The sequence below is a fragment of the Yersinia sp. 2540 StPb PI genome (assembly GCF_052217165.1).
Lineage (GTDB): Bacteria > Pseudomonadota > Gammaproteobacteria > Enterobacterales > Enterobacteriaceae > Yersinia > Yersinia enterocolitica_E.
This window is the reverse complement of sequence record NZ_JAZGQC010000001.1, coordinates 1,387,336-1,400,773: the sequence shown is the minus strand read 5'-3', so window position 1 is coordinate 1,400,773 and position 13,438 is coordinate 1,387,336. Positions and strand designations below refer to the sequence as shown.

Genomic DNA, 13,438 nt, shown 5'->3' with positions numbered 1-13,438 from the left:
AGGCCATAGGCCTCCCGTCAGATACGTATTATACATCATACCCAAAGTAATTGGGGTTACAGATAGGCGGCAAGCTAACCGCCCTGTCACTCCAAAGACAAAGGGTATAGCTGTTTAGACTGCGGTTTGGAAGATAACACCGTCAGCTTTGTCCGTATATTGGCTCAACTGATCGAAGTTCAGGTAGCGATAAGTATCCTCTGCGGTCTTATCAACCTGAGCCATATAAGTTTGATATTCCTCAGGCGTTGGCAGACGCCCCAGCAGTGATGCAATCGCCGCCAGTTCAGCCGACGCCAGATAGACATTCGCCCCATTCCCCAAGCGATTCGGGAAGTTACGGGTTGACGTAGAAACCACTGTCGCACCATCAGCCACACGAGCCTGGTTACCCATACACAGTGAACAGCCCGGAATCTCAATACGGGCACCACTCTTACCAAAGACGCTGTAGTAGCCCTCTTCGGTTAACTGTGCGGCATCCATTTTGGTCGGAGGTGCAACCCACAAACGTGTTGGCAATTGGCCTTTATGTTGATCCAGCAACTTACCCGCCGCGCGGAAGTGGCCAATGTTGGTCATGCAAGAACCGATAAACACTTCATCGATCTTGCTGTTAGCCACATCAGACAACAAGCGAGCATCATCTGGATCGTTTGGCGCACACAGAATAGGTTGTGTGATATCAGCCAGATCGATTTCGATTACCGCTGCATATTCCGCATCGGCATCGCCTTCCAGTAGATTTGGATTCGCCAGCCAGCTTTCCATACCATTAACCCGGCGCTCCAGCGTACGGCGGTCGCCGTAGCCTTCCGCAATCATCCACTTCAACAAGACGATATTGGATTGTAGGTATTCGGTGATCGGCGCTTTATCCAATTTAATGGTACAACCAGCAGCAGAACGTTCAGCGGAAGCATCGGCCAACTCGAATGCCTGTTCGACTTTCAGCTCTGGCAGGCCTTCAATTTCCAGAATTCGGCCAGAGAAGATGTTCTTCTTGCCTTGCTTCTCAACCGTCAGCAGGCCTTCCTGAATCGCGTAGTAAGGAATTGCATGCACCAGATCACGCAGAGTGATACCCGGCTGCATTTTACCTTTAAAACGCACCAGCACCGATTCAGGCATGTCCAAAGGCATTACACCTGTTGCGGCCGCAAAGGCCACCAAACCAGAACCTGCCGGGAAGGAGATCCCAATCGGGAAGCGAGTATGGGAGTCACCACCGGTACCAACCGTATCTGGCAGCAGCATGCGGTTCAACCACGAGTGGATGATGCCATCACCAGGACGCAGCGATACGCCACCACGGTTCATAATGAAATCAGGCAAAGTATGGTGAGTGGTCACATCAACGGGCTTAGGATAAGCGGCAGTATGACAGAATGACTGCATCACCAAATCAGCGGAGAAGCCCAGACATGCCAAGTCTTTCAGCTCATCACGGGTCATCGGGCCGGTGGTGTCTTGTGAACCGACCGAGGTCATCTTAGGTTCGCAGTATTCGCCTGGGCGCACACCTTCAACGCCACATGCGCGGCCAACCATTTTCTGTGCCAGCGAGAAGCCTTTATTGCTTTTGGCAACTGGCTTCGCCACACGGAATACTTCGCTGACTGGCAGACCCAGCGACTCACGAGCTTTAGTGGTCAAGCCACGGCCAACAATCAGTGGAATACGGCCACCAGCACGGACTTCGTCCAGCAACACGTCAGTTTTCAGCTCGAAGGTCGCGAGTATCTCACCGGTATCATGGCGGCGTACTTCGCCCAGATACGGGAAGATATCAATCACGTCGCCCATGTTTAGATTGGCAACATCCACTTCGATTGGCAAAGCACCGGCATCTTCCATGGTGTTAAAGAAGATCGGGGCAATTTTGCTGCCCAGCACCACGCCACCGCCGCGCTTGTTCGGCACGTAAGGGATGTCGTCGCCCATAAACCACAGCACCGAGTTGGTGGCGGATTTACGGGAAGAACCGGTACCGACCACATCACCGACGTAGGCCAGCGGGAAACCGATTTTGTTCAGTTCTTCGATCTGTTTGATCGGGCCAACGCTACCCGGTTGATCTGGGTGAATGCCTTCACGGGCATTTTTCAGCATCGCCAAGGCATGCAGTGGAATATCAGGGCGCGACCAGGCATCTTGCGCCGGGGACAAATCATCGGTATTGGTTTCACCGGTTACTTTGAATACGGTGACCGTGATTTTTTCGGCCAAAGGCGGTCGGGAGAGATACCATTCGGCATCAGCCCAGGATTGCATCACCTTCCTGGCATGTGGGTTACCCGCTTTGGCTTTTTCTTCCACATCGTAGAAGTTATCAAACATCAGCAAGGTGTGAGATAACGCTTTGCCCGCAATCGGTGCCAGCTGTTCGTTATCTAACGCATCAATCAGCGGATGAATGTTATAACCGCCCTGCATAGTGCCAAGCAGTTCAATCGCTTTTTCAGCGTTAATCAGAGGGGAGTTGGCTTCACCCTTGGCAATCGCCGCCAGGAAACCGGCTTTAACGTAGGCTGCTTCATCAACACCGGGTGGAACACGGTTGATCAGCAGATCTAATAAAAATTCTTCTTCGCCCGCCGGCGGATTTTTTAATGATTCAACCAGCGCGGCCATTTGTGATGCATCTAATGGCTTGGGGACGATACCCTCAGCAGCACGCTCGGCTACGTGCTTACGGTATTCTTCTAGCACGACTCTCTCCTCGCTTTAATTATCATATATTTTCCAGGCTTATCTGTTGTCACCAGCCATCATCACTGATGCAGTAGGTGTAGGTAAGACGCCCTGTTTGCCCAGCCAGCATACCAGTATTTGAACTCAGTGTTAATTCGTTCACATAAAAGCAACATTAAATTTTTGCTGAATCGTTGAGCGCAGTGTAATCACCTGAAGTATTGATAATGGCTCTCAGTTAGCCTCTCACCCTAGGGCAATATCCGCAAAAACACCGCTGTATGATAACCACAGTAAATGAATGGATACCATCTCTCTATGAGAATCTCGTGCTATTGATATGACTTTTAGGGTGATAAATAACGAAGGGAAGATATTGTGGCGATAAATGAAGCAGAAACAGCCGATAACCACTGTTTCTGCTTTGATAAAAGACTCTATGCCCCAAGTATGAAGGGCAATTAGAATTGGGTATTCAAGCTAACAAAATAGGTCCGGCCCGGCTCATTGTAAGTCGCTGCCCCTGCACCCGCGATACCGGCTACGCTCTGGGCATTACCGGCACGGAACTGGCGTTTGTCGAACAGGTTTTCAATCCCAGTGGTGACACTGACATTTTTTGTCACTGTATAGCTAGCACTGAGACCAAAGATGGCATATGGGCTGACTTCATTGCGTGCCGTACCCGTAACCGGCAGACCTTGATAGTCATATTTTTTCGGCTTCTGACGCCCATACCAGGTCACGGTGGATAGCAGTGACAAATCATCAGTTGCCTGCCAGTTCAGTGAACTATTCAAAGTAAACTCCGGCGTGATCGATAAGTAATCGCCGGTGCTTTTGTTCTTCGACTCCAGCATATAGGTCAGATTGCTGCTCCACTGTACTGTCTCAGTGAAGGGCACAGTCAGATTACCTTCCAACCCTTCCACCAACGCTTTCGGCACGTTACTCCACTTGAAGATATCGGAATTAGCATAAGCACCGGTACCGCCACTGGCAGTCCCGAGGGAGAGCAAACCCGGCTCGATCTTATTACGATAATCATTACGGAAGTAAGTGATACCGGCAATAATGCCGTCATCGTGGAACTCGAACCCGATCTCTTTGTTTACGCTGGTTTCAGCAGACAGAGAATCATTACCCATCAGGTAGCAACTGCCGCCACCGCCATAGCAACCTTGACCACGGCTATATAACAGATAGTTAGGGTTGGTTTGATAGAGATTTGGCGCTTTATAAGAACGGGCAATACCCATTTTCATGGTGAAGTAATCACCCAGTTCCTGTGACAGATTCAGGCCTGGACTCCAGTTACTTCCCGCGGTGCTGTGATGATCAAAGCGCAGTGCTGGGGTGAGCATGGTGGTATCCGTCAACTCGATATTATCCTCAACAAATACCGAGGCTATCTGCGCCGAGCTACGAGTATTGCGCCCAGTCCCCGTCAAACCGCTGACACTGCCACCCTCACTCGTCGTTTGGGTATTAGAGCTTGGATCGTTCATTTTCTGGTCATTCCATTCCGCCCCCACGGTCAGCACCTGATTAACGCCCAATTCAAATGGCAGGTTAACCTCGGAGTGGGCCAGATAGTTGTCCAGCTTGATAGTACTGAAATATTTATTTGAGAATATGCCTTCTGTACCGCCCGCCAGCCCCTCATTGATTCGTGAGTTGCGCGTATCTTCATACTGAAAATAGGAGGTTGTACTGACGCCGTTATCCCAAAAACCACGGTGTGTTAGCGAGAAATTATCGCGGTACATCACGTTAGTTTCCGCACCGTATAAGCTGCGAACTATGGCATTGCTGTTTGTGTTTTGTGTATCACCGGCATAAATATTTCCCTGGCGGCTATAACCTGCCTCGAATTCCAGAGATTGGCCTTGGGCGAATTCCCAACGCAGTAACCCGTTGATATCTTTATTTCGTACCCCTTCACGGCCGGCCGGCAGTGTACCGGCCTGGTTACCGGTACGGGCAGATTCATGGCCTTGGTTAATATCCCAATCATCAGCATCGGTTTTATTGTATCCACCGTACAAGCGGAAACTGACGGTATCACTTAGCGGCCCCAACAGACTGAAATCGGTACGACGGGTCGCGCCTTCCTCGCTGTGCTGCGGCAGGTTCATGTAGGCGTTCCAGCTACCATGTAGTTCTTTGTCCGGCTGTTTGGTGATGATATTCACTACACCACCGGCTGCACCGTTGCCATAGCGTGCCGCTGACGGCCCGCGTAAAACTTCGATTTTCTCAACCATATTCGCGGGAACCCAGTTGGTATCACCACGGGTATCACGTTCACCACGCCAGCCATAACGCACCGCATTACGGCTGGAGACCGGTATGCCATCAATCATAATCAGCGTATTTTCAGGCCCCATGCCACGAATATCAATTTGCCGATTATTACCACGCTGACCACTGGCAGAGTTACCGGAAAGATTAACACCCGGCATGGTGCGGATAATTTCGGACAGGTCATTCGCGGGTGGCCGTTTGCGGATATCCTCTGCGGTGATAGTTGATGCCCCCAGCGCCTGACGAACTTGCTGTTGAGCGGTCACCACCAGCGTATCACCGGTGGTTGCCGACCCACCGGCCACAGCAGGCTCTTGCTGCGATGTGGTGGCGGTTGTTTGCGCTGTCGCCTGTGTCGCTGCTGTGGACTCAGCTTGATTTGTCGCTTGAGTTTGTGCCCAGAGCGGAGTCGATATGCAAATACCGATCAATGTCGTCAGAGAACGCCGTTGCCATTTTACTTTCATTACACTTTCCCCTGATGCAAAAAAGCCCACAGCAAATATCCGCAGAGTAAAATCTCTGGCAATCTATTCGTTGGGCGATAAAGACGAACAAGATTGATAATTATTTCCATTATCAATTCATCGCGTTAATTGTTACATTTGCATATAGGGAAAAGGTTTGTGCAAACAGCAAATCTGTTTGTCAGAACGTCAATGTTGTCATAATGTCAGTGGAGAGTTCGTCATGTCGACGGTGAAGCAAAACAAATTACGCAATGTCTCTCCTTCATCCAAACCGATTTATCGTGAACAAATTGTGCAACAATCGAATCTGGTTGCCAGTGATTATCAACTGAGCAGCGTGAAATCATTGTCCACTGACCCGGTATTGTTTGGCGACTTTCAAGTATTGCGTCTGAACCCACATCTGATTTTACATACCGCGAATGTCACCAACCTCTGTGATATCAAGACGCAAAACCGGCTTAATCCAGCACTGAAACTGGCTATTGTGGTTAGTGGCAGCGCGCATATCTCATTCGGCGGTCAACAGTTGCATTTGCAGGAAAAAGGCGATGCCTCGCTGGTCTCATTAACTGAAAGCACCCTGTTTACTCGCCACGGTAAAAACAACAGTCACGAGCGCACGTTAACACTGACTTTTGACCGTGAATGGCTGTATGGCGATTTGCTGCCACAAGCCGGCGCATGGGATACGTTGTATAACTTTACCCAACAGCATCTGGCGATTCATTTATGGCGCCCATCAGTTCACTCGCAAGCCATTGCTCAGAAAATAGCGAGCGCCCCACCCTTTTCAACGCCGCTGGAGCGGTTGCAATGGGAAACACAATGTATTGGGCTGATCATTGAAGCGTTCAGTTCACTGGAGCAGCAAGCTCAGCAGCAAAATAAAATCTCATTACGTGGGTTGAACCGGGTTCAGCAGGTACGTGACTGGCTGGAAAGTGGTGAGGCTGACCACCTATCGATGAGTGAATTAGCCGGTCTGGTGAATATGAGCCAGAGTACCTTGCAGCGACGTTTTCGTGAAAGTTACCACATTACGGTATTTGAATATCTGCGCCATTGTCGTTTAAAGCGGGCCATGCTGGCATTACAGAAAGAAGGAGTCAGTATCGATCAAGCCGCCGCCATTGCTGGTTATACCAGCCCTGCCAACTTTGCCACCGCACTGCGGCGGACCTTTCATATCTCGCCCAGTCAACTACGGGCGGGATCGATTTTTGATCGCTAAAAAATGCCTGAGTGATAAAAACCTTTAAACAAAAAACGGCCCCTGTTAAGGAGCCGCTTCATTATCTTGCTGTATTAGCGAAAATTATTTCTTTTTCGCTTTCGGGTTAGGCAAGTCGGTAATGCTACCTTCGTAGATTTCCGCGGCCAGACCGACAGATTCATGCAAGGTAGGGTGAGCATGGATGGTCAACGCGATATCTTCCGCATCACAACCCATCTCGATCGCCAGACCGATTTCACCTAACAGTTCACCACCGTTAGTCCCAACAATGGCACCACCGATGATACGGTGAGTTTCTTTGTCGAAGATAAGTTTAGTCATACCGTCTGCGCAATCTGAAGCGATAGCACGGCCCGATGCCGCCCACGGGAAGGTGGAGGTCTCAAAGCTGATGCCTTTTTCTTTCGCTTCTTTCTCGGTCAGACCCACCCATGCGACTTCAGGTTCAGTGTACGCAATAGATGGAATGACTTTCGGATCGAAGTAATGTTTCAGGCCGGAGATAACTTCAGCAGCAACATGACCTTCGTGCACACCTTTATGTGCCAGCATTGGCTGACCCACGATGTCACCGATAGCAAAGATATGCGGCACGTTGGTACGCAGTTGTTTATCAACGTGGATAAAGCCACGCTCATCAACTTCTACACCAGCCTGACCGGCATCCAGCAATTTGCCGTTAGGTACACGGCCGATAGCCACCAGAACGGCATCATAGCGCTGTGGTTCTGCTGGCGCTTTTTTGCCTTCCATCGTGACATAGATACCGTCTTCTTTGGCTTCTACCGCCGTCACTTTGGTTTCCAGCATCAGGTTGAACTGCTTACTGATGCGCTTGGTGAAAACTTTCACCACGTCTTTATCAGCAGCCGGAATAACCTGGTCAGCCATTTCTACCACATCAATTTTCGAGCCCAGCGCATGGTAAACCGTACCCATTTCCAGACCGATGATGCCACCGCCCATAACCAGCAGACGTTCAGGAACGCTTTTCAGTGCCAGTGCATCAGTTGAGTCCCAAACACGTGGGTCTTCATGAGGAATAAATGGCAGTTGGATTGGGCGAGAACCGGCCGCGATAATCGCGTTATCGAAGGTAATGGTAGTTGGGCCATTTTCGCCTTCAACCACTAAGGTGTTCGCGCCAGTAAATTTACCAAAACCATTAACCACTTTGACTTTACGGCCTTTAGCCATACCTGCCAAACCACCGGTTAACTGATTGATAACTTTCTCTTTCCAGACACGGACTTTATCAATGTCAGTTTTAGGCTCACCAAAAACGATACCGTGTTCAGCCAGCGCCTTAGCTTCTTCGATAACTTTGGCAACGTGCAACAATGCCTTGGAAGGGATACAACCCACATTCAGGCAAACACCACCCAAAGTAGAGTAACGCTCAACCAGAATGGTTTCCAAACCTAAATCCGCGCAACGAAAAGCAGCAGAGTACCCTGCTGGACCTGCCCCAAGTACCACGACCTGAGTTTTAATTTCAGTACTCATCATGACCTCTTAATTGTTTGTCCGGCGGGTCAGACATCATTTTGAAATCTATCGAATATATTAGGCTAATTAATTTCATAACGCCCTTCATCCACCGGGACGCTTGCACCGCGAGCAGTTTACAGAATTGTTAATAATCTGAAAAGCAACATCGAGTGACGAGTGTCTCAACAACCCTAATCTATATAAAAACAAGGCCGGCACGAAGCCGGCCTTGGCGATTACATCACCAAACGGCGAATATCAGCCATAATGGTCGCGATATAGGCTGCGAAGCGAGCACCTGCTGCGCCATCGATCACACGGTGGTCGAAGGACAGAGACAGAGGCAGCATCAGACGTGGCGCAAACTCTTTACCATTCCAGACTGGCTTCATGGATGATTTAGACACACCCAAGATAGCCACTTCTGGCGCATTGACGATTGGCGTAAACGCCGTCCCGCCGATGCCGCCCAGGCTGGAGATAGTGAAACAACCGCCTTGCATGTCAGATGCAGTCAATTTGCCATCACGCGCTTTCTTGGAAATAACAGCCAGCTCGCGAGACAACTCGACAATACCTTTTTTGTTCACATCACGGAATACTGGAACAACCAGACCGTTAGGGGTATCAACCGCCACACCGATATTGATGTATTTTTTCAATGTCAGTTTCTGACCATCTTCAGAAATCGAGCTGTTGAAACGTGGGAACTCTTCCAACGCCTTAGCAGCCGCCTTCATCAGGAACACCAGCGGGGTGATTTTCAGATCTTGTTTTTTCTTCTCAGCTTCGATGTTCTGTTGCTTACGGAACACTTCAACTTCAGTGATATCCGCTTCATCGAATTGGGTCACATGAGGGATAGTGACCCAGTTACGGCTCAGGTTCGCACCAGAGATTTTCTGGATACGGCCTAATTCAACTTCTTCAATCTCACCGAACTTGCTGAAATCAACTTTCGGCCAAGGCAACATACCTGGCAGACCGCCGCCAGTGGCAGCAGGGGCTGTTTCAGCACGTTTGACCGCATCTTTCACGTAGGCCTGAACGTCTTCGCGCAGGATACGACCTTTACGACCGGTACCTTTCACTTTCGCCAGGTTTACGCCAAATTCACGCGCTAAACGACGGATAACCGGCGTGGCATGCACGTAAGCGTCATTCTCAGCAAACTCGCCTTTGCTCTCAGCTTTCGCGCCAGGAGCGGTGGCCGCTTTAGCCGGTGCCGCAGGAGCCGCAGGAGCCGCTGGCTGGGCAGGTGCAACAGCAGGGGCTGCGCCTTCCACTTCGAACACCATGATAAGCGAGCCGGTTTTAACTTTGTCGCCAGTGCTGATTTTGATCTCTTTAACGGTACCGGCAAATGGTGCTGGCACTTCCATTGAGGCTTTATCGCCTTCAACGGTGATCAGTGATTGTTCAGCGGCAACTTTATCACCCACTTTAACCATCACTTCTGTGACTTCAACTTCATCGTCACCGATGTCTGGCACTTCGACATTTTTTGCTGCTGAGGCAGCCGGTGCAGCAGCCGCTGCGGCCGGAGCTGACTCAGTTGCCGCGGCGGGTGCCGCAGCACCTGCCACTTCAAATATCATGATAGGAGAACCGGTGCTGACTTTATCGCCAGTGCTGATTTTGATCTCTTTAACGGTACCGGCGAATGGCGCTGGCACTTCCATAGAGGCTTTATCGCCCTCTACTGTGATCAGAGATTGTTCAGCGGCAACAGTATCGCCCACTTTCACTAGTATTTCAGTCACTTCAACTTCGTCGCTGCCGATATCTGGCACTTCAACATTTTTTACCGCAGATGCCGCTGGCGCCGCTGCCTGAGCAGGGGCTGCTGGCTTTTCTTCGGCTGCTGCAGGCGCCGCAGCGGCACCTGTTGCTTCGAAGATCATCATCAGTTTGCCGGTCGCGACAGTATCGCCAACTGCAATTTTGATTTCTTTAACTACGCCCGCCTGCGGTGATGGGACTTCCATGGAAGCTTTATCACCTTCAACAGTGATAAGCGATTGTTCCGCTTCAACGGTATCGCCTACTTTCACCATAATTTCGGTGACTTCCACTTCATCTGCACCGATGTCTGGTACGTTAATTTCAATAGCCATTTGTTCTTTACCTCTTATGCCAGACGCGGGTTAACTTTATCGGCGTCGATACCAAACTTAGTAATTGCTTGTGCAACTACGCTGGCGTCGATGTCACCGCGTTTAGCCAATTCACCCAGAGCTGCAACCACAACGTAAGAAGCATCAACTTCGAAGTGGTGACGCAGGTTCTCACGGCTGTCAGAGCGGCCGAAACCATCTGTACCCAACACGCGGAACTCGCTGGCAGGAATGAAGTTACGAATTTGTTCAGCGAACAACTTCATGTAGTCAGTAGAAGCAACCGCTGGCGCGTCGTTCATGACTTGAGCCACATAAGGAACACGTGGCGTTTCTGTTGGGTGCAGCATGTTCCAACGCTCACAATCCTGACCATCACGGGCCAGTTCAGTGAAGGATGTTACGCTGTACACATCAGAACCAACACCGTAGTCGTTAGCCAGAATCTGAGCCGCTTCGCGAACGTGACGCAGGATTGCACCTGAACTCATCAACTGCACTTTGCCTTTGCTACCTGCAACAGTTTCCAGTTTGTAGATACCTTTACGGATACCTTCTTCTGCGCCCTGTGGCATTGCTGGCATGTGGTAGTTTTCGTTCAGCGTGGTCAGGTAGTAATAGACGTTTTCCTGCGCTTCACCGTACATACGCTCCAGACCGTCATGCATGATGACAGCAACTTCATAAGCATAGGCCGGATCGTAAGAGATACAGTTCGGGATGGTCAGTGACTGAATGTGGCTATGACCATCTTCATGTTGCAGACCTTCGCCATTCAGAGTAGTACGACCTGAAGTACCACCGATCAGGAAGCCACGCGCCTGTTGGTCACCCGCAGCCCAGCACAGGTCACCGATACGTTGGAAACCGAACATGGAGTAGTAGATGTAGAACGGGATCATTGGCAGATCATTGGTGCTGTATGAGGTCGCAGCAGCCAGCCATGAAGAGGCAGCACCCAGTTCGTTGATCCCTTCTTGCAGGATCTGGCCTTTTTCGTCTTCTTTGTAGTAAGCAACCTGCTCACGGTCTTGCGGGGTGTACTGCTGACCATTCGGGCTGTAAATACCAATCTGACGGAACAGACCTTCCATACCAAAAGTACGCGCTTCGTCAGCAATGATTGGAACAATTCTGTCTTTGATAGATTTGTTCTTCAGCATCACGTTCAGCACACGCACGAAGGCGATAGTGGTAGAGATCTCTTTGTTCTGCTCTTCCAGCAAGGAGCTGAAATCTGACAACGCAGGGATTTCCAGCTTCTCGGTGAACTTAGGCATGCGGGTTGGCACATAGCCTTCCAGCGCCTGACGACGTTCATGCAGATATTTGTGCTCTTCGGAATCTTTCTCGAAGGTGATGTAAGGCAGTTTTTCGATATCAGCATCGGCAACTGGCACATTGAAACGATCGCGGAAGTGGTGAACCCCTTCCATGTTCATTTTCTTCACCTGGTGAGCAATATTTTTACCTTCTGCTGTTTCGCCCATGCCGTAACCTTTAATGGTGTGGGCCAGGATAACAGTTGGTTTACCGGTGGTTTCTTGTGCTTTCTTCAGTGCGGCAAAGACTTTCTTCGGATCATGACCACCACGGTTCAGAGACCAGATCTCGTCGTCGCTCATGTCTTTCACTAATGCAGCAGTTTCTGGGAAACGGCCAAAGAAGTGTTCGCGGACATAGGCGCCGTCTTTGGATTTAAAGGTCTGGTAGTCGCCATCCAGGGTTTCGTTCATCAGTTGGATCAGTTTACCGCTGGTATCTTTACGCAGCAGCTCATCCCAACGACTACCCCAAATCACTTTCAGAACCTGCCAGCCAGCACCATTGAAGATGCCATCCAGCTCATTGATAATCTTGCCGTTACCGGTAACCGGGCCATCCAGGCGCTGCAAGTTACAGTTGATAACGAAGACCAGGTTATCCAGTTTTTCACGGGTCGCGATGGTGATCGCACCTTTGGATTCTGGCTCATCCATCTCGCCGTCGCCCAAGAAGGCGTACACGGTCTGTGCTGCAGTGTCTTTCAGACCACGGTGATGGAGGTATTTCAGGAACTTGGCCTGATAGATTGCACTGATTGGGCCAAGGCCCATCGATACCGTTGGGAACTGCCAGAATTCAGGCATCAGTTTCGGATGCGGGTAAGAAGACAGACCCTTACCATCGACTTCCTGACGGAAGTTATCCATTTGCTCTTGAGTCAGGCGGCCTTCAAGGAAAGCACGCGCGTAAACACCTGGAGAAATGTGGCCCTGGAAGTAAACCAGATCGCCGCCGTCTTTTTGGTTACGAGCACGGAAGAAGTGGTTGAAGCAAACCTCGTAGAAGGTAGCGGAAGACTGGAAGGATGCCATGTGGCCGCCCAAATCCAGATCTTTCTTCGACGCACGCAACACGGTCATCACAGCATTCCAACGGATAGCGCTGCGAATACGACGCTCAAGCTCCAGGTTGCCAGGGTAAGCGGGTTCGTCTTCTACCGCGATGGTGTTGATGTAATCACGGTTGGCAGAACCTGCCGCAACGCTCACACCACCTTTACGGGCTTCGCCCAAAACCTGATCAATCAGATACTGAGCACGCTCAACACCCTCTTCACGGATGACCGATTCGATCGCCTGTAGCCAGTCGCGGGTTTCGATCGGATCCACGTCATTATTTAAACGTTCTGACATGGTGGTATTCCTTATCTGTTTCTAATGGTTTATTTGGAGCCTATCTTCCTGTGCTTTAACCCCAGGCTAAAGCACGTGCCCTGGTGAAAACACCGGAAGATAGGCCCATCAGTTTGTCCCCGTCATACTTCAAGCTGTAGAGGCGTTGGCTGTACTCTCTCACCCCAGTCACTTACTCAAGTAAGCTCCTGGGGATTAATGAGTCTCTTTGAGACTCACCCTACGGGCTAGCATAAATGCTGTTCAAATCGGCCTACGACCGATTTGTCATTCCCTTGCCGCCTACCTACAACTCGAATTATTTTGGGTATAGTTGCCGCTAATAATTCTCAAATGAGAATAACTACCCAATGAAATTGAAGTTACCGTGCCGCTGCCAGAGAACGAATCTCGATAAGCTGACCCAAGTCAGTGATTCGGGTGAGTTCACGCAGCTAACAACCC

At 50.2% G+C, this 13,438-nt stretch carries 6 protein-coding genes; 1 reads left to right on the top strand and 5 read right to left on the bottom strand.

Features of this window, described 5'->3' with window-relative positions; genetic code table 11:
• Positions 1–114: 114 nt before the first annotated feature.
• Both acnB and V1956_RS06200 read right to left on the bottom strand, forming a co-directional pair.
• Entirely contained in the window at positions 115–2,712 is a 2,598-nt protein-coding gene (acnB, locus tag V1956_RS06205; RefSeq protein ID WP_420070972.1) for a bifunctional aconitate hydratase 2/2-methylisocitrate dehydratase, read from the bottom strand.
• 443 nt (positions 2,713–3,155) lie between these two features.
• Complete coding sequence (locus V1956_RS06200; protein WP_420074611.1) at positions 3,156–5,468, bottom strand: TonB-dependent siderophore receptor; 2,313 nt, start codon at positions 5,466–5,468, stop codon at positions 3,156–3,158.
• 223 nt (positions 5,469–5,691) lie between these two features.
• On the opposite strand from V1956_RS06200, the gene V1956_RS06195 reads away from it, so the two are divergent.
• Positions 5,692–6,705: a helix-turn-helix domain-containing protein gene (locus tag V1956_RS06195; RefSeq protein ID WP_083160484.1), complete on the top strand. Its 1,014-nt coding sequence runs from the start codon at positions 5,692–5,694 to the stop codon at positions 6,703–6,705.
• 84 nt (positions 6,706–6,789) lie between these two features.
• On the opposite strand, the gene lpdA is transcribed toward V1956_RS06195, so the two are convergent.
• The 3 genes from lpdA to aceE form a co-directional block, all read right to left on the bottom strand.
• On the bottom strand, positions 6,790–8,214 hold the full coding sequence (lpdA, locus tag V1956_RS06190) for a dihydrolipoyl dehydrogenase (RefSeq protein WP_372558021.1): 1,425 nt from the start codon (positions 8,212–8,214) through the stop codon (positions 6,790–6,792).
• Positions 8,215–8,435: 221 nt separating this feature from the next.
• Positions 8,436–10,316: a pyruvate dehydrogenase complex dihydrolipoyllysine-residue acetyltransferase gene (aceF, locus tag V1956_RS06185; RefSeq protein WP_442824912.1), complete on the bottom strand. Its 1,881-nt coding sequence runs from the start codon at positions 10,314–10,316 to the stop codon at positions 8,436–8,438.
• 14 nt (positions 10,317–10,330) lie between these two features.
• A complete protein-coding gene (gene aceE / locus V1956_RS06180) occupies positions 10,331–12,994 on the bottom strand; it encodes a pyruvate dehydrogenase (acetyl-transferring), homodimeric type (protein WP_372558019.1) in 2,664 nt (887 codons plus the stop codon).
• Between the last annotated feature and the right edge of the window lie 444 nt (positions 12,995–13,438).

What these genes read in the sequence shown, in the direction of transcription:
- V1956_RS06200 (WP_420074611.1), bottom strand. Translation starts at nt 5,468, where the DNA reads ATGAAAGTAAAATGGCAACGGCGTTCTCTGACGACATTGATCGGTATT.
- aceF (WP_442824912.1), bottom strand. Translation starts at nt 10,316, where the DNA reads ATGGCTATTGAAATTAACGTACCAGACATCGGTGCAGATGAAGTGGAA.
- V1956_RS06195 (WP_083160484.1), top strand. Translation starts at nt 5,692, where the DNA reads ATGTCGACGGTGAAGCAAAACAAATTACGCAATGTCTCTCCTTCATCC.
- aceE (WP_372558019.1), bottom strand. Translation starts at nt 12,994, where the DNA reads ATGTCAGAACGTTTAAATAATGACGTGGATCCGATCGAAACCCGCGAC.
- lpdA (WP_372558021.1), bottom strand. Translation starts at nt 8,214, where the DNA reads ATGAGTACTGAAATTAAAACTCAGGTCGTGGTACTTGGGGCAGGTCCA.